The sequence below is a fragment of the Pseudarthrobacter sp. CC12 genome (assembly GCF_039907755.1).
Classification (GTDB): Bacteria; Actinomycetota; Actinomycetes; order Actinomycetales; family Micrococcaceae; genus Arthrobacter; species Arthrobacter niigatensis.
In genome coordinates this window covers 1-19,564 of record NZ_JARDJH010000014.1, presented here as the reverse complement: position 1 = coordinate 19,564, position 19,564 = coordinate 1, and the positions used below count along the sequence as shown (strand labels likewise).

Annotated in this window: 14 protein-coding genes and 1 tRNA gene; 12 read left to right on the top strand and 3 right to left on the bottom strand. The window is 64.0% G+C overall.

The annotated features are described in order from the left end of the window. Positions 1 to 27 precede the first annotated feature (27 nt). From trpB to pyk, 6 genes are all read left to right on the top strand, one after another. Positions 28 to 1,347 carry a tryptophan synthase subunit beta gene (gene trpB / locus PV772_RS11580; RefSeq protein ID WP_141160739.1) on the top strand — a complete coding sequence of 440 codons (1,320 nt, stop codon included), beginning with the start codon at positions 28 to 30 and terminating at the stop codon, positions 1,345 to 1,347. Continuing rightward, positions 1,344 to 2,192, top strand: coding sequence for a tryptophan synthase subunit alpha (trpA, locus tag PV772_RS11575; protein WP_347886245.1), 849 nt, complete (start codon positions 1,344 to 1,346; stop codon positions 2,190 to 2,192). Before trpB ends, trpA begins: the two co-directional genes overlap by 4 nt. A 2-nt stretch (positions 2,193 to 2,194) precedes the next feature. Next, positions 2,195 to 3,361 carry a prolipoprotein diacylglyceryl transferase gene (gene lgt / locus PV772_RS11570; protein WP_347886244.1) on the top strand — a complete coding sequence of 389 codons (1,167 nt, stop codon included), beginning with the start codon at positions 2,195 to 2,197 and terminating at the stop codon, positions 3,359 to 3,361. A 261-nt stretch (positions 3,362 to 3,622) separates the two neighbouring features. Continuing rightward, entirely contained in the window at positions 3,623 to 8,236 is a 4,614-nt protein-coding gene (gltB, locus tag PV772_RS11565; protein ID WP_347886243.1) for a glutamate synthase large subunit, read from the top strand. After that, the gene (locus PV772_RS11560; protein ID WP_141181317.1) at positions 8,229 to 9,686 is read left to right on the top strand and encodes a glutamate synthase subunit beta; all 1,458 of its coding nucleotides are present in this window, start codon (positions 8,229 to 8,231) and stop codon (positions 9,684 to 9,686) included. Before gltB ends, PV772_RS11560 begins: the two co-directional genes overlap by 8 nt. Before the next feature lie 77 nt (positions 9,687 to 9,763). Next, on the top strand, positions 9,764 to 11,272 hold the full coding sequence (gene pyk / locus PV772_RS11555) for a pyruvate kinase (RefSeq protein ID WP_141160734.1): 1,509 nt from the start codon (positions 9,764 to 9,766) through the stop codon (positions 11,270 to 11,272). 62 nt (positions 11,273 to 11,334) lie between these two features. Here pyk and PV772_RS11550 read toward each other — a convergent pair whose 3' ends face one another. Both PV772_RS11550 and PV772_RS11545 read right to left on the bottom strand, forming a co-directional pair. Continuing rightward, entirely contained in the window at positions 11,335 to 12,345 is a 1,011-nt protein-coding gene (locus PV772_RS11550) for an IS30 family transposase (protein ID WP_347886275.1), read from the bottom strand. 765 nt (positions 12,346 to 13,110) lie between these two features. Then, positions 13,111 to 13,716, bottom strand: a complete 606-nt coding sequence (locus PV772_RS11545; RefSeq protein WP_009358190.1) for a response regulator — start codon at positions 13,714 to 13,716, stop codon at positions 13,111 to 13,113. A gap of 201 nt (positions 13,717 to 13,917) precedes the next feature. Here PV772_RS11545 and PV772_RS11540 point away from each other — a divergent pair. From PV772_RS11540 to PV772_RS11525, 4 genes are all read left to right on the top strand, one after another. Further along, positions 13,918 to 13,999: transfer RNA gene (locus PV772_RS11540), tRNA-Leu, on the top strand. Positions 14,000 to 14,086: 87 nt separating this feature from the next. Beyond that, the gene (locus PV772_RS11535) at positions 14,087 to 15,220 is read left to right on the top strand and encodes a tyrosine-type recombinase/integrase (RefSeq protein ID WP_347886242.1); all 1,134 of its coding nucleotides are present in this window, start codon (positions 14,087 to 14,089) and stop codon (positions 15,218 to 15,220) included. Between the two features lie 105 nt (positions 15,221 to 15,325). After that, positions 15,326 to 15,598, top strand: a complete 273-nt coding sequence (locus tag PV772_RS11530) for a hypothetical protein (RefSeq protein ID WP_133247110.1) — start codon at positions 15,326 to 15,328, stop codon at positions 15,596 to 15,598. Positions 15,599 to 15,760: 162 nt separating this feature from the next. Then, positions 15,761 to 16,453, top strand: a complete 693-nt coding sequence (locus PV772_RS11525; protein WP_109863995.1) for an HNH endonuclease family protein — start codon at positions 15,761 to 15,763, stop codon at positions 16,451 to 16,453. Positions 16,454 to 16,574: 121 nt separating this feature from the next. On the opposite strand, the gene PV772_RS11520 is transcribed toward PV772_RS11525, so the two are convergent. After that, positions 16,575 to 17,240 carry a hypothetical protein gene (locus PV772_RS11520; RefSeq protein WP_134164339.1) on the bottom strand — a complete coding sequence of 222 codons (666 nt, stop codon included), beginning with the start codon at positions 17,238 to 17,240 and terminating at the stop codon, positions 16,575 to 16,577. 337 nt (positions 17,241 to 17,577) lie between these two features. Here PV772_RS11520 and PV772_RS11515 point away from each other — a divergent pair, with 337 nt between their 5' ends. Continuing rightward, positions 17,578 to 17,745 carry a hypothetical protein gene (locus PV772_RS11515; RefSeq protein ID WP_165838089.1) on the top strand — a complete coding sequence of 56 codons (168 nt, stop codon included), beginning with the start codon at positions 17,578 to 17,580 and terminating at the stop codon, positions 17,743 to 17,745. Between the two features lie 346 nt (positions 17,746 to 18,091). Further along, complete coding sequence (locus PV772_RS11510; protein WP_347886241.1) at positions 18,092 to 18,856, top strand: hypothetical protein; 765 nt, start codon at positions 18,092 to 18,094, stop codon at positions 18,854 to 18,856. Positions 18,857 to 19,564 lie beyond the last annotated feature (708 nt).

The window sequence follows — 19,564 nt, the reverse complement described above, 5'->3', positions numbered from 1 at the left end:
CACTACCAACCGAACAGGACAGGACTGATGGCTGACGCACCCTCGGGAAACGCTGACAACAAGACCGCGGAAGCATTCCTGCAGGGCGGATCCCTGCGCCACGCCCCCGGGCCGTACTTCGGCAACTACGGCGGGCGATGGATGCCTGAGTCGCTCATCGCTGCCCTGGACGAACTCGAAGAGACCTTCAACAAGGCCAAGGACGATCCCGAATTCCGGGCGCAGATCGCCGACCTGAACAAGAACTACTCCGGCCGTCCGTCCCTGCTCACGGAAGCCAAGCGGTTCTCCCAGCACGCCGGGGGAGTAAGGGTGTTCCTCAAGCGCGAGGACCTGAACCACACGGGCTCGCACAAGATCAACAACGTCCTGGGCCAGGCACTGCTCGCCAAGCGCATGGGCAAAACCCGCATCATCGCCGAAACCGGCGCCGGCCAGCACGGCGTGGCCAGTGCCACCGCTGCCGCCCTCATGGGCCTGGAGTGCGTGGTGTACATGGGGGCCGAGGACTGCCGCCGCCAGGCCCTGAACGTTGCCCGGATGGAGCTGCTGGGGGCCAAGGTCATTCCCGTGACCAGCGGGTCCCAGACCCTCAAGGACGCCATCAACGATGCCCTCCGTGACTGGGTAGCCAACGTTTCCACCACCCACTACCTCCTGGGCACCGCCGCCGGAGCCCACCCGTTCCCCGCCATGGTCCGCTACTTCCACGAAGTCATCGGCGAGGAGGCCCGCGCCCAGATCCTCGAGCAGGAGGGCCGGCTCCCGGACGCGGTCTGCGCCTGCATCGGCGGCGGCTCCAACGCCATCGGTATCTTCCACGGGTTCCTGGACGATCCCAGCGTGAAGATCTACGGGTTCGAGGCCGGCGGCGACGGCGTGGAGACCGGCCGTCACGCAGCCACCATCACCCTGGGCAAGCCCGGTGTCCTGCATGGCGCACGCTCCTACCTGATGCAGGACGACGACGGGCAGACCATCGAGTCGCACTCCATCTCCGCCGGACTCGACTACCCGGGCGTCGGCCCGGAGCACTCCTACCTGGCCGACATCGGACGCGTCAGCTACGAGCCCATCACGGACGGTGAAGCGATGGAAGCCTTCCGTCTCCTCTGCCGCACCGAAGGTATTATCCCGGCCATCGAGTCCTCGCACGCGCTGGCAGGAGCCATCAAGGTGGGCCAGCGGCTCGCCGCCGAAGACCCGGCCTCCGCCGGCGACAAGATCGTGATCGTCAACCTGTCCGGACGCGGCGACAAGGACGTGGCCACCGCCGCGGAATGGTTTGACCTGTTGGACAAGAATTCCGCCGAATCCGAAATCGGCAAAGAGGGGGAGCAGCTGTGAACAGCGCAGACATCGCCAGCCAGGCAGGAACCACCAGCAAGTCGGCAGCAGCCATCGACAGGGCGCGCGCCCAGGGGCGCTCGGCCCTCATCGGTTACCTCCCCGCCGGCTACCCCACCGTTGAGGACACCATCGCCGCGGGCATTGCCCTCGCGGAGAACGGTGCCGACCTGATCGAAATCGGCATCCCCTACTCCGACCCCGTCATGGACGGCCAGGTCATCCAGGCCGCCACCACCGAGGCCCTGGCCAAGGGCTTCCACGTCAGCCAGGTGTTCGACGTCGTTGCCGGTATTACCAGCAGGACCGATGCTGCCGTCCTGGTCATGACCTACTGGAACCCTGTGGTCCGCATGGGCGTGGATGAATTCTCCCGGCGCCTCTCCGAGGCCGGCGGCGCTGGCCTGATCACGCCGGACCTGATCCCGGACGAGGCCGCCGAATGGATGGCAGCCTCTGACAAGTACGGGCTGGACCGGGTATTCCTGGTGGCTCCGTCCTCCACGGCGGAGCGCATGCAGCGGACCGTGGACGCAAGCCGCGGCTTCGTCTACGCCGTGTCCATCATGGGCGTCACAGGTGCCCGGACATCCGTCAGCACGGCCGCCAAGGATGTTGTGGCAGCCGCACACGGAGCCGGCGCAGAACGCGTCTGCGTGGGCCTCGGCGTCTCCACCGCTGACCAGGTCCGCGAAATCGCCGCCTACGCCGAAGGCGTCATCGTGGGCACCGCCCTGGTAGCAGCGCTTCGGGACGGGGGAGTGGACGCCGTCGGCGCCCTCACCAAGGACCTCGCCACCGGCCTGGCCCGGGAATCCGGCCTTTCGCAGGAAACCAGGGCGTAGCCGTGCAGCCGCTCCTTCAGGCAACCGTCCTGGCACCCACGTTGGTGTCCGCCAGCATCCCCAGCCCGGACTGGTCCGGCTTCGACATCCCCCTCCCCTGGGGCAGCCTGCGGATCCACGCCTATGCGCTGTGCATCCTGGCCGGCATTGTGGTGGGCCTGTGGCTGACGTCAGTCCGCTGGGCCAAACGCGGCGCCCCTGAAGGCAGCGTCTGGGACATCGTCATCTGGGCCATTCCCTTCGGCATCATCGGGGGCCGGCTCTACCACGTGGTCTCGTCCCCGGACGCTTACTTCGGCCCCGGCTTCAACGGCACCGGAGACCTCTCCCTGATCCCCCAGATCCAGCGCGGCGGGCTGGGAATCTGGGGCGCCGTCGTCCTCGGTGCCGTGGGTGCGTGGATTGGCTGCCGGCGCAGCGGCGTGAAGCTAAGCGCCTTCGTCGATGCCGCAGCGCCGGGCCTGCTCCTGGCCCAGGCCATCGGCCGGTGGGGCAACTACTTCAACCAGGAACTCTTCGGTGGGCCCACCACCCTGCCGTGGGGCCTGCAGATCGACGCCAACAACCCCAACTTTCCCGCCGGAATGCCCGCTGACACCCTTTTCCACCCGACATTCCTCTACGAGTCGCTGTGGAACCTGGCCGGCGTGGTGATCCTGCTGGCCCTGGACCGGCGGTTCAGTTTCCGGCGGAGCAGGCTTTTCTGGCTGTACGCCATGTACTACACGCTGGGCCGCGTCTGGATCGAAGCGATGCGGATCGACGACGCCGAGCAGATCAGCATCCTGGGCATCACCACCCGGCTCAATGTCTGGACCAGCATCTTCGTGTTCCTGGCAGCCCTGGCGTTCTTCGTTATCCTGGGGCTCAAGGGGCGCCCGGATCCGGACACGGTGTATCTCGCGGGCCATGAACCGGACCAGCCGGTCACGGCCGGCCCACATTCTGAGACCGTCACAGAGGTCCGGGATCCGGACAATGTTGTCTCAGATAGTGATTCGCGTGGTAATCTCCCTGATAACCACAGCGGTTCCAGGCATGCTTCCGACCCCACGGAAGAAGCCGCGGCGGCGCCGGCCGGCTCAAAGCCCGGAACGGATGCAACGGCTGCCGGACATTCCGGCAGCACAGCCACGGGATCCGCGTCGGAGGCCGGCACCGGAAAGTAGGGTGCCGTCCAGGCAGGGCAGTAGAGCCACCGCTCGAAGAGCCCGAAACCACAATGTCGTGGCATGGGGCACCGTCCGGACAGCGTGAAGCTGCTGTTCGGTGTTGCCCCGGGCAGGTGCCTGCGTAACCGTTAGTTCAGCAGGCTGCGCTGACCTACAATTTCCAGTAATCAACACTTTGTTGTGCCCTTGCAACGGCGCCGACGAGTGGGGCCAACGGTGTCCCTTCCATACGCACGATCAGGAGGAAGGACGTCTCCCATGACCCAAACTCTTAACACTCCCAGCTGGTCCGGACCGGATCAGCCTGAGGTTGCAGTGTCGCCGTTCAAGCGCTTCGCAGCCATGCCGGAGGCCGCCGGGCTGTACAACCCGGAACAGGAGAAGGACGCCTGCGGACTCGCCATTATTGCGACGCTCCGCGGCGAACCCGGGTACGACATCGTCGATGCCGCCTTGACCGCGCTGCGCAACCTTGAGCACCGCGGCGCCGTGGGCGCCGACGAGGGGACCGGCGACGGCGCGGGGCTGCTCATGCAGATCCCCGACGAGTTCTTCCGGGCCGTCACCGAGTTCGAGCTGCCGGCTCCCGGCCAGTACGTGGCCGGTACCGCCTTCCTTCCTGCCGAGCAGCGGGAGGCCGACGCCGCCAAGGCAGGCATTGAAGGCCTGGCCGCCGACGAAGGCCTGAAGGTCCTCGGCTGGCGTGAAGTGCCGGTGGTTGCCGACCTGGTAGGCGCCATGGCCCGTGCGTGCATGCCGTACTTCTCCCAGCCCTTCCTGGCTTCCGCCAACGGCGAGGAACTGGACCGCAACGAGCTGGACTCCCGCGCCTGGCGGATCCGCAAGCGCGCCCAGAACAAGTTCGGCGTGTACTTCCCGTCGCTGTCCTCCCGCACCATTGTGTACAAGGGCATGCTCACCACCGCGCAGCTGGAGCCGTTCTACCCGGACCTGTCCGACAAGCGGTTCAAGACCAAGCTCGCGATCGTGCACTCGCGCTTCTCCACCAACACCTTCCCGTCCTGGCCGCTCGCGCAGCCGTTCCGGACCATCGCCCACAACGGTGAAATCAACACCGTCAAGGGCAACCGGAACTGGATGCGCGCCCGCCAGTCGCAGCTTGCAAACCCGCTGCTGGGTGAGTCGCCGGAAGAGCTGTACCCCATCTGCACCCCCGGCGCCTCCGACTCCGCATCCTTCGACGAGGTGGCGGAGCTGCTGTGGCTCTCCGGCCGCCCCATCACACACTCGATCATGATGATGATCCCGGAGGCCTGGGAAAACCACGCCACGATGGATCCGGCCCGCCGTGCCTTCTACGAGTACCACTCGCTGCTGATGGAACCCTGGGACGGCCCCGCCGCCGTCTCCTTCACCGACGGCAACCTGGTTGGCGCCACCCTGGACCGCAACGGGCTGCGTCCCGGCCGCTTCTGGATTACCGAGGACGGACTGATCGTCTTCGCCTCCGAGGTGGGCGTGATCGACGTCGAACCCTCCAAGGTGGTCAAGAAGGGCCGCGTGTCTCCGGGCAAGATGTTCCTGGTGGACACCGATGCCGGCCGCATCATCGACGACGAAGAGGTCAAGGCCGAGGTCGCTGCGGCCAACCCGTGGGCCGAGTGGGTCAAGGACAACCTGATCGACCTCAACGACCTGCCCGAGCGTGAGCACGTGGTCCACACCGCCGCGTCCGTGAACATCCGCCAGCGCACCTTCGGCTACACCACCGAGGAACTGAAGATCCTGCTGGGCCCCATGGCCCGGACCGGCGCCGAGCCCCTCGGCGCCATGGGTTCAGATACCCCCGTTGCCGTGCTGTCCAAGCGTCCGCGCCTGCTGTTCGACTACTTCGTGCAGTCCTTCGCGCAGGTCACCAACCCGCCGCTGGATGCCATCCGCGAGGAGCTTGTCACCTCGCTGACCTGCGCCATCGGACCCAACGGCAACCTCCTGGACACCAAGCAGGTCCGCCAGCCGCAGGTCCAGCTGCCGTTCCCGGTGATCAACAACGACCAGCTCGCCAAGATCGCCAACATCGAGGACGCCGACGGCAACCGCGTTGCCATGAAGGTCCGCGGCCTGTACCGCCCCGAAGGCGGCGAGAACGCGCTCCGCGCCCGGCTCACGGAAATCTGCGAGCAGGTCTCCGGCGCCATCAACCGCGGCGTGCAGTACATCGTGCTCTCCGACCGTGACTCCAACGCCCAGTGGGCGCCGATCCCGTCACTGCTGCTGGTCAGCGCCGTGCACCACCACCTGCTGCGCAGCGCCAACCGCACCAAGACCGCCCTGGTGGTCGAGGCCGGCGACGTCCGCGAGACGCACCACGTTGCAGTCCTGATCGGCTACGGCGCCTCCGCCGTCAACCCGTACCTCGCCATGGAATCCGTGGAGCAGCTCATCGCGGCCGGGGACGTCACCGGCGTGACCCCGCAGGACGGCGTCTACAACCTCATCAAGGGCCTGGGCAAGGGCGTCCTGAAGATCATGTCCAAGATGGGCATCTCCACGGTGGCCTCCTACACCGGCGCCCAGACGTTCGAGGCACTGGGCCTGGGCCAGGACCTGGTGGACGAATTCTTCGCCGGCACGCACTCCCAGCTGGGCGGCGTGGGCCTGGACGTCATCGCCGCGGAGGTCTCCGCCCGCCACCAGATGGCCTACCCCGAGGGCGGCATCGAACAGCCGCACCGGCCGCTCCTGGGCGGCGGCGAGTACCAGTGGCGCCGCGACGGCGAGCCGCACCTGTTCAACCCGGAGACCGTCTTCCGGCTGCAGCACGCCACGCGTGAACGCCGCTACGACATCTTCAAGGCGTACACCAGGGGAGTGGACGACCAGTCCACCAACCTCATGACCCTCCGCGGCCTGCTCAAGTTCAAGAACGAGCGCCCGTCCGTTCCCCTTGAGGAAGTGGAGCCGGTCTCCAGCATCGTCAAGCGGTTCTCCACCGGTGCGATGAGCTACGGCTCCATCTCCCAGGAGGCCCACGAGACGCTGGCCATCGCCATGAACCAGCTGGGCGGCAAGTCCAACACCGGTGAGGGCGGCGAGGATGTCGACCGCCTGCTCGACCCGAAGCGCCGCTCCGCGGTCAAGCAGATCGCGTCCGGCCGCTTCGGCGTGACCAGCCTCTACCTGACCAACGCAGACGACATCCAGATCAAGATGGCGCAGGGTGCCAAGCCCGGCGAAGGCGGCCAGCTGATGGCGCAGAAGGTCTACCCGTGGGTTGCCCGCACGCGGCACTCGACCCCGGGCGTCGGCCTGATTTCCCCGCCCCCGCACCACGACATCTACTCGATCGAGGACCTGGCGCAGCTCATCTACGATGCCAAGCGCGCCAACCCCTCGGCGAGGGTGCACGTGAAGCTTGTCTCGGAAGTGGGGATCGGCACCGTGGCGTCCGGCGTGACCAAGGCCAAGGCCGACGTCGTACTGGTCTCCGGGCATGACGGCGGCACCGGCGCCTCGCCGCTGAATTCGCTCAAGCATGCCGGTGTTCCGTGGGAGCTCGGCCTGGCCGAAACCCAGCAGACGCTGATGCTCAATGGCCTGCGCGACCGCGTGGTGGTCCAGGTGGACGGCCAGCTCAAGACCGGCCGCGACGTTGTCATCGCCGCCCTGCTGGGCGGTGAGGAGTTCGGTTTCGCCACCGCCCCGCTGGTGGTGGAAGGCTGCATCATGATGCGCGTCTGCCACCTGGACACCTGCCCGGTGGGCGTCGCCACACAGAACCCCGAACTGCGGGCCCGCTTCAGCGGCAAGCCGGAGTTCGTGGTCAACTTCTTCGAGTTCCTGGCCGAGGAAGTCCGCGAAATCCTGGCTGAGCTTGGGTTCCGGAGCCTTGAGGAGGCCATCGGCCACGCCGAGGTCCTGGACACCCGCGACGCGGTGGACCACTGGAAGGCCGACGGCCTGGACCTGGACCCGATCCTGCATGGCCTGGAGTTCGACGACGACGCGCCGCTGCGGAACATGACCGGGCAGAACCACGAGCTGGACAAGCACTTTGACCAGCGCCTGATCACCATGGCCACCGAGGCGCTGACGGACCGTAGCCCGGTCAAGATTACCGTGGACGTCATCAACACCGACCGCTCGGTGGGCACCATGCTGGGCCACGTGGTTACCAAGACCTTTGGTACCGACGTCCTGGCCACCGACACCATCGACGTGACGCTCAACGGCACCGCCGGCCAGTCCCTGGGCGCCTTCCTGCCCGCGGGCATCACGCTGCGGCTGTACGGCGACTCGAACGACTACGTGGGCAAGGGCCTGTCCGGCGGCCGGATCATCGTCCGCCCGGACCGCACCAACGTGTTCAAGGCGGAGACCAACGTCATCGCCGGCAACGTGATCGGCTACGGCGCCACCAGCGGCGAGATGTTCCTGCGCGGCCAGGTGGGCGAACGCTTCCTGGTCCGCAACTCCGGTGCCACCGCCGTCGTCGAAGGCATCGGCGACCACGGCTGCGAGTACATGACCGGCGGCCAGACGCTGATCATCGGCCGCACCGGCCGCAACTTCGGTGCGGGCATGTCCGGCGGAACCGCCTACGTCCTGGACCTGCGGACCACCCGCGTCAACAAGCAGGCGCTGGAGTCCGGCGAGCTGCAGCTGCGCGAGCTGGACTCGGAGGACCGCGACATCGTCCACAACCTGCTGGTCAAGCACGTGGAAGAAACTGACTCCCAGCTGGCGGCACGCCTCCTCGAAAACTTCGATGACACCGCTGCCCGCATCACCAAGGTGCTGCCGCGCGATTACGCGGCCGTGCTGCAAACCCGTCTCGACGCCATCGAAGAGGGCCTTGACCCCGACGGCGAAGAAGTATGGTCTCGAATCCTGGAGGTTACCGGTGGCTGATCCACGCGGATTTCTGAAAGTACGCCAGCGTGAAACCCAGCCGCGCCGTCCCGTTCCCGTCCGCATCATGGACTGGAAAGAGGTCTACGAGGCGCAGGAAAAGGGCACGCTGAAGGCCCAGGCCGGACGCTGCATGGACTGTGGTGTTCCGTTCTGCCACCAGGGCTGCCCCTTGGGAAACCTTATTCCCGAGTGGAACGACCTCATGTGGCGGGACAAGGGCGATGAAGCAATCGAGCGCCTGCACGCCACGAACAACTTCCCCGAGTTCACGGGCCGGCTCTGCCCGGCACCCTGCGAGGCGTCCTGCGTGCTGGGAATCAACCAGCCCGCCGTCACCATCAAGCAGGTGGAGGTTTCGATCATTGACGAGGCCTGGGACAACGGCTGGGTCAACCCGCTGCCGCCGGCGCGCCTCACCGGCAAGACTGTTGCGGTGGTCGGCTCCGGTCCTGCCGGCCTGGCCGTCGCCCAGCAGCTCACCCGCGTGGGCCACACCGTTGCCGTCTACGAGCGGGACGACAAGATCGGCGGCCTGCTGCGGTACGGCATCCCCGACTTCAAGATGGAAAAGGAGCAGGTGGACCGCCGGGTCGAGCAGATGAAGGCGGAAGGCACCCGCTTCCGGACCGGCGTGTCCGTGGGGACGGACGTCACCTGGGAGCAGCTGCGCAGGCGCTACGACGCCGTCGTGGTCTGCACGGGTGCCACCGTGCCACGGGACCTGCCCATCCCGGGCCGCGACCTGGACGGCGTCCACTTCGCCATGGATTATCTGGTGCCCGCCAACCGCGCGGTGGCCGGGGAAACCATCGAGAACCAGATCAACGCCCACGGCAAGCACGTGGTGATCCTGGGTGGCGGCGATACCGGTGCCGACTGCCTGGGCACAGCGCACAGGCATGGCGCCGCGTCCGTGACTACGCTGGCGATTGGCAAGCAGCCCCCGGCTGAGCGGGCCAGCCACCAGCCGTGGCCGACGTTCCCGACCCTGTTCGAGGTTGCCAGTGCCCACGAGGAAGGCGGCGAACGCACCTACCTCGCCTCCACCGTCGAGTTCGTGGGCGAAAACGGCAGGCTTACCGGGGTGAAGGTGGCCGAGACCGAGTTCGTGGATGGCAAGCGGCTCCCCAAGGCCGGCACCGAGCGGATCATTCCCGCCGACCTGGTGTTCCTGTCCCTCGGCTTCACCGGCGCTGAACCGGCCGGAATCACCGAGCAGGTAAGCGCTGAATTCGACGGCCGCGGAAACGTGGCGCGCGATGGCTACTACATGACCAACACCGAAGGTGTGTTCGTTGCCGGTGACGCCGGCCGCGGGCAGTCCCTGATCGTGTGGGCCATCGCCGAGGGCCGCGCCGCCGCGGCCGCGGTGGACAAGTACCTGATGGGAAGCACCATCCTTCCTGCGCCTGTAGCGCCAACGGACCGCGCCATCGCCGTCCTCTGACCGCTGTCCCGGGGGATGCATCGAGGGTTCACCTCGCAGACAACTTAACCAATGCAAGAGACCAATAGGGTAGGTATATGAGACGCGCAAAAATTGTGGCTACGTTCGGCCCGGCAATTGCCAGCTACGAAAACACCCTCGCGGTGCTGGAAGCCGGCGTTGACGTCGCCCGCATGAACATGAGCCACGGTGACTACACCGTGCATGACAACACCTACGAGAACGTCCGCAAGGCCGCGTCCGACCTGAGCAAGGCAGTGGCTATCATGGCCGACCTGCAGGGCCCCAAGATCCGCCTGGGCCGCTTCGTTGACGGCCCGCACGCCCTCGCTGTTGGTGACATCTTCACCATCACCACCGAGGACGTTCCGGGTACGAAGGACATCTGCTCCACCACACTGAAGAGCCTCACCGAGGACGTCAATGTGGGCGACGCCCTGCTGATCGACGACGGCAAGGTGGCACTTCGCGCCATCGAGGTTGACGACGTCAAGGTGGTCGCCGAGGTCACCGTCGGCGGCATGGTGTCCAACAACAAGGGCATCAACCTCCCCGGTGTGGCAGTCAACGTCCCCGCGCTGAGCGAAAAAGACGAGGACGACCTCCGCTGGGCCATCCGCCGCGGCGTTGACCTGGTGGCGCTGTCATTCGTCCGGGATGCCTCGGACATCACCCGCGTGCACGAGATCATGGACGAGGAAGGCCGCCGCGTGCCGGTCATCGCCAAGATCGAAAAGCCGCAGGCCGTGGAGCAGCTGCCCGAGATCATCGACGCGTTCGACGCCATCATGGTGGCGCGTGGCGACCTCGGTGTGGAACTGCCGCTGGAGGAAGTGCCGATCGTCCAGAAGCGCGCCGTGGAGCTGGCACGCCGCTGGGCCAAGCCGGTCATCGTGGCCACCCAGGTCCTGGAGTCCATGATCGACAACCCCCGCCCGACCCGTGCAGAGGCATCCGACTGCGCCAATGCCGTGCTGGACGGTGCTGACGCCGTGATGCTTTCGGGTGAGACCAGCGTGGGCAAGTACCCCATCGAGACGGTCAAGACCATGGCCCGGATCATCGAGTCCACCGAGGTCCATGGCCTGGAGCGCGTTCCTCCGCTGGGGACGAAGCCCAAGACGCGTGGTGGCGCCATCACGCGTGCCGCCGTCGAAATTGCCGACCAGCTGGATGCCAAGTACATCTGTACCTTCACCCAGTCCGGCGACTCCGCCCGGCGCCTTTCCCGCCTGCGGCCCATCAAGGCCGTGTTTGCCTTCACCCCGGTGGAGCACGTGTGGAACCAGTTGGCGCTGACCTGGGGCATCCAGCCGGTGCTGGTCCCCATGGTGGGGCACACCGACGAGATGACGTCCCAGGTTGACCGCAGCCTGCTGGAAATGGACCTGGTGGACGACGGCGACCTGGTGGTCATTGCCGCCGGTTCCCCTCCCGGAAAAGCCGGCTCCACGAACATGCTGAAGGTCCACAAGGTGGGCGACCTCGCCGACGCCGGCAGCCAGGGCGGCGAGCCCGGCAGCAACCGTGAGAAGCTCGGCCCCTGGCCGGAAAAGAAGAAGAAGAACCAGGCCACCCAGGCCTAGGCTTCAACGAAAAGGAACCCTGCCGGTTGGCGGATTTTAGGGGTCGTTGCAACACCTGTTGGTTAGGTGGTTAGTAGTAAATCACGCAGACGCTCGGCTGGGGTATTCCAGTCGAGCGTTTTGCGTGGTCGGGCGTTGAGTTCCTGTGCGACGTGTTCGAGGTCTTCGGGGCCGTAGGCGGACAGGTCGGTTCCTTTGGGGAAGTATTGGCGCAGCCCGTTTGTGTTTTCATTGGAGCCGCGTTGCCAGGGGCTGGCGGGGTCGCAGAAGTAGACCTGCATGTCGGTGGCCAGGGTGAACGATTTGTGGGCTGCCATTTCGGCGCCCTGGTCCCAGGTCAGGGAGCCGCGCAGGTGCGCCGGCAGGGTCGCCATGGTTTTGATGAGCCCGTCACGCACGGTTTCGGCCGTGTGGTCACCGGGCAGATGGACGAGCATCACGTAGCGGGTGGTGCGTTCCACGAGCCTCCCGATCGCGGACTGGTTGTTCGCCCCGGTGATGAGATCGCCTTCCCAGTGCCCGGGAACGGCTCTGTCTTCGATTTCGGACGGGCGTTCGGAGATCATGACCATTGGATCCACGAACCGTGACTGGCGTTGTTGTGGATCCTTGTGGGGTTTGCGGCGTGCTCTGCCTGTCCGCAGTGCGGTTGCGACCTCACGTTTGAGGCCGCCCCGGGCTTGGATGTAGAGGGCTTGATAAATCGTCTCTGGGCTCACACGCATCTCCGGTATGTCGGGGAACTCGTCGACCAGGGTGTTGCTGATCTGTTCCGGAGACCAGCGTATGAGGAGTTTTGCTTTCACGTAGTCCCGCAGCTTGGACTCGCCAGCGAGCTTGGCGGGCTTGGGCCGTGCCCGTCGGGCAACCGCCTTCCGTTGGGCGGCGTAGGGCTGGTAGCCCAGCACGGGCCGGCTGTTCCGCGCGAGTTCCCGGCTGACCGTCGACGCGGGCCTGCCCAGGGACGCCGCGATCGCCCGCATGGAGGAACCGGCGGCCCGCATGTCCCTGATCGATTCCCGCTCCTGGAGCGAGAGAAACCTCGGGTCCACTGGCTTCTCCAGTGCGGACATGGCCAGCGGCGCCCCGGCAGTTGGCGTGGCCAGGCCGGGAGGGTTGGTCAGGGCAGTCACTCCCCGTTTGTAATCGACGATGCGCCCATCGGGGTAAATGCGTCGGCTGCCGACCTTCCTGACGCCCTGATCCCACTCCTGCGCGGTCCGGGGATGGACGCCCACGGCCTTGGCCGCCTCGCGCCGGGTTTCTCCATTCCTGCGCAGCCGGAGGAACTCTTCGCGCTTGCCGGCGCCCCGGCGAATGTTGGCGATTCCAGCCTTAGAGGCCCACTGGTAACACGTCATCCGGTTCAACCCGAGCTCCGCGGCAGCCATCGTCACACTGCCGACGCGATCGAGCACGGCGAAGAACTGCTCTTTCTCTTCCGGGGTGTACTTCCGCTTCTGAACCTGTCTGCTCAATGCCTTCCTCGGAGCAACCCCGGCGTTCCGTGCCCAGCCGAAACAGGTATTCCGGTTCAAGCCAAGCTCGATAGCAGCCGCAGTGACATTTCCAAGCCGGTCAAGTACGGAGAAGAAAGCGTCCTTCTCCTCCCGCGAGTAGGCTCTGCGGTCCTTCGACGAACTCGACTTTTCCCTTAAGGAAGGACCCGATTTTGACCTTAAAGCCGACACGGTCGTTGCAACTCCCGAAAGATCTGGGTGTTGCAACGACCGCTAGAACCCGCCGTTCAGGGGTCCTTTTCGTTGTGCTGGCCGTTTGGTGACCGTTCGAGCCCTGGGGCCGGGCCGTCGTCGTACTATCCCGGCCCGGCCGGGGCGCTAGTTGACCTGGTTGATGATGGTTTCGGCGACCTCGCGCATGCTGAGGCGGCGGTCCATGGAAGTCTTCTGGATCCAGCGGAACGCTTCCGGTTCCGTCAGGCCCATCTTGGTGGTCAGCAGGCTCTTGGCGCGTTCGACGAGCTTCCGGGTGGCGAACTGCTCCTGGAGGTCGGAAACTTCGCTTTCGAGGGCCTTGATTTCCTCATGGCGGGAGAGTGCGATCTCGAGGGCCGGGATGAGGTCAGCGGGTGTGAAGGGCTTGACCACGTAAGCCATGGCGCCGGCGTCGCGGGCACGCTCCACCAGCTCCTTCTGACTGAATGCGGTCAGCAGCACCACGGGGGCGATGCGGGCCTTGACGATCTTCTCGGCCGCGGAAATGCCGTCCATGACGGGCATCTTCACGTCCATCAGGACCAGGTCCGGCTTCAGTTCCTCGGCGAGCTGGACGGCCTTCTCGCCGTTGTCCGCCTCGCCCACGACGTCATAGCCTTCACCGCGCAGGATCTCGATGATGTCGAGGCGGATGAGGGTTTCATCCTCTGCCACAATGACGCGGCGCGCCGGCTGGGACGTGGGCTTGGACTCCGTCTGTTCAGTCACGGGATCTCCTTGAAAAGGTACGGCGGGACATCACTATCTTAGGTGCCACCGCGGCTGTACTTGGCTTGCAGGGTTCGTTTGCGGCGACGGCGGCGCGATTCTGGAATTCAGCCTATCTGCATGTAGAGTAATTCCGCGTACGTGAAGCGATCGCGTTGCTCACAGTCAGCTGTGGGCTTACTTTCGGTTCACGTAATCCGCGCCCGAGTGGCGGAATTGGCAGACGCGCCGCACTCAAAATGCGGTATCGAAAGGTGTGTGGGTTCGAGTCCCACCTCGGGCACAGCGTTTCCGCAGGTCAAGGGCCTGTTGAAGGAATGTGCGTGTACAAAATCCGCCGAAGTGTGTACACGAGCGTACCGTTTTGTGTGTGGCCAGCATCAGTACTCGCACCAAAAAGGACGGTTCGAAGTCCTACATGGTTCGCTGGCGGGACAAGAAGTCCAAGACCGCCCAAGGCCTTACCGTAGCCACTCTTACCGAGGCGGAAACCCTTAAGCGGCTGTTGGACGCCAACGGCCAGTCCTTTGAGATCGCTCAGCACGCCATCCTGACGAATGAGAAACGTCCGCCCACTGTGGCGGAAGTCATCCAGGAACACATCGACCTGCTAGTCCGCCCATCGAGCGGAACGGTCAAGACGTACCAGACCATGCTGGACCTCCACATCCGGCCAGTCATCGGTCATGTTCCCGTGGACAAGCTCGACTACCGCGTCATCGCGCACTGGGTGAAGTCCATGATGGCTAAGGGCAAGGCACCCAAGACAATCCACAACATCCATGGTCTGATATCGGCTGCGATGAACACCGCCGAGATGCTCGGCTACATCGGCCGCAATCCCTGCCGCGGGGTGCAGTTGCCGAACATTGAGAAGGCTGAAGATGAGGCCATGTTCCTGACTCATGCCGAGTACAGACTCATCATGGAGGGGATGGGGGAGAGGTACAGGGCCTTCACGGACTTCTTGGTCATGACCGGTACGCGCTTTGGAGAAGCGACAGCCTTGACCGTGGCGGATGTAGACCTGCTTTCCAAACCACCTACTGCCCGGATCAACAAGGCTTGGAAGCGGGATGGTCAAAATCAGTTCTATGTTGGCGCGACCAAGACCGGAGCTGGCAAGAGGACCATAGGGCTGAACCCGGCGTTGGTGGAGCTGTTGATCCCGCTCGTGGCAAGCAGGCCAGGAAAGGAACTGGTGTTCACGACGCCCACGGGCGGCCGGATCGTCCACAAGCTCTACTGGGGTGACTACTGGGTGCCTGCCGTTCGCACGGCCCAGGCAATCGGCTTGACCAAAAGCCCGCGAATCCACGACCTGCGCCACACGCACGCGTCCTGGCTGATCCAGGACGGCGTCCCCCTGTTCACTATCTCGCGCCGGCTCGGGCACGCTTCCACGAAGACCACGGAGCAGGTTTACGGGCACTTGATGCCTGAGGCATTGCAGGTGGGTGCCGACGCCACTGAGCGGTCCGTGACGGCTTTCCAGCGGCTGTAGCGAGCCTTAAGGGAGTCGGCGCCGGCGACTACGGATCTCGGTCATGTTGGCGAGTCCTGCCGGGTGCATGAACTGGGAAACGTGCACCTATTCCTGGGAGACGCTGTGGATATCGAATTTTTTGAGCCTGCCGAAGCAGCAGCGTTGATGCGCTGCACTGAGTCTTGGCTGCGTGACGGCGCGACCAGCGGAAAGTTCCCTCACGCCTGCTGGGGCAAGGGAAAGATCATCTTTACCTCAGAGCACATCCGGGAAATTGCGAGATTGAGCGAGATCCTTCCTGGTGGCGCGGAGTCCAAGCAATCAACGGAGCAACCCCTGACCAAGCAGCGGCTGATAGGGACCCGTTCCAAGGCCCGCCTGGCCACGGTGAATTGATTCGGCCTGCCAGGGGCTTCCTGGTTCAGTCCTTACACTTGCTCCGGTGTGGCGGGCACGACATGTCCTCTTACCGCTTGCACAAGGTGGCCGAAGTTAGTGTGAAGCAACTCGCCTCAATACGGAAGGGCCGTTCAAATCATTCGCTCGATTGCCCCAGCCTTGACAGTCGCTGCCGCCCTCTTGCTGGTCGGCCCGCTTGCCGGCTGTGACGCTGCCGCCCATGCCATAGAGGGCATCGGAACCGCTCCAAGTACCTCTGCTGGTCAGTCTTCGGGCGGTGGCGCTGCCCGAGAGGCAGGACAAGCCCTCGTCCAGCTTGAGACCATCCCGGTCAAGGGCCGAGCCCCAAAGACTGGTTACACCCGCGATGAGTTCGGACCCGCCTGGGCCGACACAGACCACAACGGCTGCGACACACGTAATGACATCCTCGCCCGCGACCTGACCGAGGAGACGTTCAAACCCGGTACCAACAACTGCGTCGTCGCGACAGGCACACTGGCCGACAAGTACACGGGCACCACGATCAACTTCGTCCGCGGGCAGGACGCCAGCTCCGACATCCAAATTGACCACATTGTCCCGCTTAGCGACGCGTGGCAGAAAGGTGCCCAGCAGCTGAGCGCAGATCAGCGCAAAGAGCTCGCGAACGACCCACTGAACCTCATGGCCGCCGACGGCCCTACTAACAGCGCCAAAGGCGACAAAGACGCCGCAACATGGCTTCCCCCGAACAAAGCTTTTCGGTGTGAATATGTCGAGCGGCAAACTGACGTCAAGGCCAAGTACGCGCTTTGGGTCACCCAACCCGAGCATGACGTCATTGTCGGCGTCCTGAAGAACTGCCTTTAATCCTGTCGGGGGCCCTTAGCCGATCGCTGTGCTGAGCCGAGGCCATTCCAATGCTGACGACCTTTGACCTCTTGGCGGTTCTAAGCAACTCTGTAATCGGACGAGTCGAGCTGGCATTGCGCTAACAGGCAAGCCGATGTGGTGATTTCCAGATCGCGTGGTCGAACTTCTGAAGCTCAACATCGGGGCGCTCCGCGGCATGCACGGCGGCGACAATTCGCCTAGCAGTTTCCGCCTTCACAGGCGCCAGATGTTGTTCTTTGAGTGCGGCATCGACAAAGCCACGGATCATTCGGTCTGCCTTGATCCCGGGCTGGCCAAGCAGCATGGTGAGGTACTCGTATGTCACGTCGCCGAGGCCCTTTACCTCCGTGTAGGCACTTCTGTGGTCCGGGTCGAGTGCATGGAGGTGCGTCGCGCTGCGAACTGGGGGAGTGAGAGAAAGAAAGTTGTCGGCCGCTTGGATGATGCACTCGCTCTTGAAGCGTCCGACGGTTTTACCGTTCCCCATGACCTCCCTTATTCGCTTCTCGCCTAGGTTGCGCAAGCACTCAAGGTCGTTTGCGGCGTCGGGGTAGGCGTCTCGGAATAACTTCGCCCTGCCGAGGACGCCTTTGGCCGGGTGCTTCGTCTTATAGACGGCTCGGATGGAGAACACGGCATCGACGAGAGACAAACCGATTTGGTCAGGCCACCCGCCCGGCCACGCGCTGAAATTCTTTTCGGGAATACTCTTCAATGCCTTCGCTACGGCCGCTATTGCCTGCTGTTCGTCAATTTGCCCCACCTCGCCTTTTTACGGTCAGAATATCCGACACCTTCGGCATAGCCGGATGTCGCCGCAGCCGGCGTGCGGTGACCGTTAGGAGCACGGCGTGACCGCCGGTGCGCGGCCTTCAAATTCGGCTTCGTAGCGTAGCGTTTGGGTTTATCACGGGTATCAGTGGTGTGGGCTGCCACAAGGAATCCCCCCGCCGTCGCCGCGTGCACAAGCGCTTGCACATCTGTGTCGCCGAGGGCGCCGCGTAGCACATCGATCAACTCGTTCACGTAATGGATTCTGGAGTAGTCGCCCGGTAAAGAGTTGCGAACCCTTCCGCGAAGTGTGAGACCAGAATCCGCCCATGAGCGGAGAGCGCGTCTTGTGGGAATTCCGGAACGAAGAATCGATCGCCCAGACCGATGCCGTGGTTGCCGAGCAGTTCAGTCGCCTCAGGAATAGCATCGCCCAGGTAAGGGACAGTGCGGCACGCCGTGTGCAAGGGGCGGTCTCGCGACTGTACATGAGCTGACTCCGCCAACGCGCGAGTCGAACCGGAGCAGGGACAAGGCAAGATCCTGCAGACCTCTCCGGTTGTGTCCGTCGGCGCCGAGCTTTTGTCAGCGACGCGTTAAAGACCACGCCTATACCTTAACGACACTCATAATAACAGTCCACTCGGCCCGAAAATTTACAATCAGTCCTTATGTTTGCGGGGTTTCTGGGCGGACCTTAACAATCGGAAGCCCGTGCTTTCCGCCAGTAAATTAACAATTCGTCTACCCTCAGAGGGACATCCGCGACCGCCCGCGGGAGACAAGCTTGTTTCAGCCGCAGGTTCCGCGGTTCGCAATAGGCGGCCACCTAGACTTCCTTCCATGCGCGCCTTCGACTACCTTCTCGACACCACGCCTCCGGGAACGGACGCGGACTCCAATAGTCCGCGGCTCAAGGCTGACCATCAGCTGCTCTGGACGAAGGAGCTATGCGGGGGCCAGCTGTTCGAACTGGCGGTCTCGGAAATTCCCAAGGTGCGTCGGAAAAACTACCTGATGTTCGAGCAGACGCCCGACAAATCGATCACGTTCGGCAGTGACGCCATCACGAACTCCTACACCAGGTGGGTGAAGCCCAAGGCCTTGGTCGAGGCTAAGGCCCAGTTGAATGAGGAGCAGAAGCGCCGCTATTTCGACCCGCCGTACACGATCGGCAGCGCCATGATCTGGCCCGTCAGGGGAATACACCTGCCCACCCTCAACACCGCCAGGGGAATGCGAGCAAAGATTGCGGACCGGATGGACCTGACGCTGGAGTGCATCCGGCGCCACTACGCCAAGGAACCAGACAGCCCCCTCGCCGACGTCATCACTAACTATTGGGACTTCTTCGAACTCTTCGGCACGTTCGAGAAGTTCGTGGAGTTCTTCCATTTCCAGGATCTCGTGACGCCGGAGGGGAAGATCGCCTTCTTCCTCGAGGAGGATGACGAGGACAAGGTCTTCACGCGCTCCGGCGTCCCGGTCACAAAAGACGAGTACATCAGGGTTCGGGAACCCTCGCTGAAGTTCATAGCGTTGCGGGGCAACCGGATGGCCGACTGGGTCGAGGAGAACCACCCCGACATCAAGGTGCGGCGGCAATAACCGGGAATGCCCGGGATGCCTCGCCGCGATAAGTGGGGCCTGGCGGTTCAAGTCCCTATGTGACGCGCCAGGGACGCGTGAACTTCCTAGACTAAACAAGAACCGCTTGGTACACGTCATGGTTGCACTACCTCTGAAGTCTCCGCCAATAGCTGTACCTGCCTTCGTACTTCAGGCAGTTGGTAGATCCTGCCATTCATTTCTGTCTGTGTAACGGCGCTGAAAGCATGGTCCTGTCTGCCTGGTCCTTGGATGCGTCAATGGCCCGGTGGGCTTGCATGTACTAAGTGGCAAAGTAGGCGCCCGAGCCGCGGGTCGAGCATCCTAATGATCGCTCGACCGTCGGGTGGCACGTGCCGGCGAGCTTGCGACTCCACTCTCATCCTCTATGGCGCCGGAAACAGACGACTCCATTTTTGAAGTTTCAGAGCAATCCTCAAAAAATCGATCCGACCTTGTTCAGCTGGTTTCCTCCGACGTTCCTGGGCATTCGCAGGAGTGGAACGGCGATTCGGACGAGTGCGCGTCCTCATGGTCTGGGTTCCTGAGGTCGGTAACAGGACATTGGAACCCGGCGGATAGCTCCTGAAGATGCTTCTCAATTAGGTCCACTTGGGCGCCGAAGGTTCCTGCTAGCTGTATTGACCACAGACGTTAGTGACGCCCGGCGTGGTTTGGTGACATGAAGAAGACCTCCGGGTGGAGTGG

Coding starts and splice junctions, on each gene's coding strand:
- PV772_RS11550 (WP_347886275.1), bottom strand. CDS start 12,345: ATGTCCGCACTGGAGAAGCCAGTGGACCCGAGGTTTCTCTCGCTCCAG.
- trpB (WP_141160739.1), top strand. CDS start 28: ATGGCTGACGCACCCTCGGGAAACGCTGACAACAAGACCGCGGAAGCA.
- gltB (WP_347886243.1), top strand. CDS start 3,623: ATGACCCAAACTCTTAACACTCCCAGCTGGTCCGGACCGGATCAGCCT.
- PV772_RS11515 (WP_165838089.1), top strand. CDS start 17,578: ATGAGCGGAGAGCGCGTCTTGTGGGAATTCCGGAACGAAGAATCGATC.
- pyk (WP_141160734.1), top strand. CDS start 9,764: ATGAGACGCGCAAAAATTGTGGCTACGTTCGGCCCGGCAATTGCCAGC.
- PV772_RS11510 (WP_347886241.1), top strand. CDS start 18,092: ATGCGCGCCTTCGACTACCTTCTCGACACCACGCCTCCGGGAACGGAC.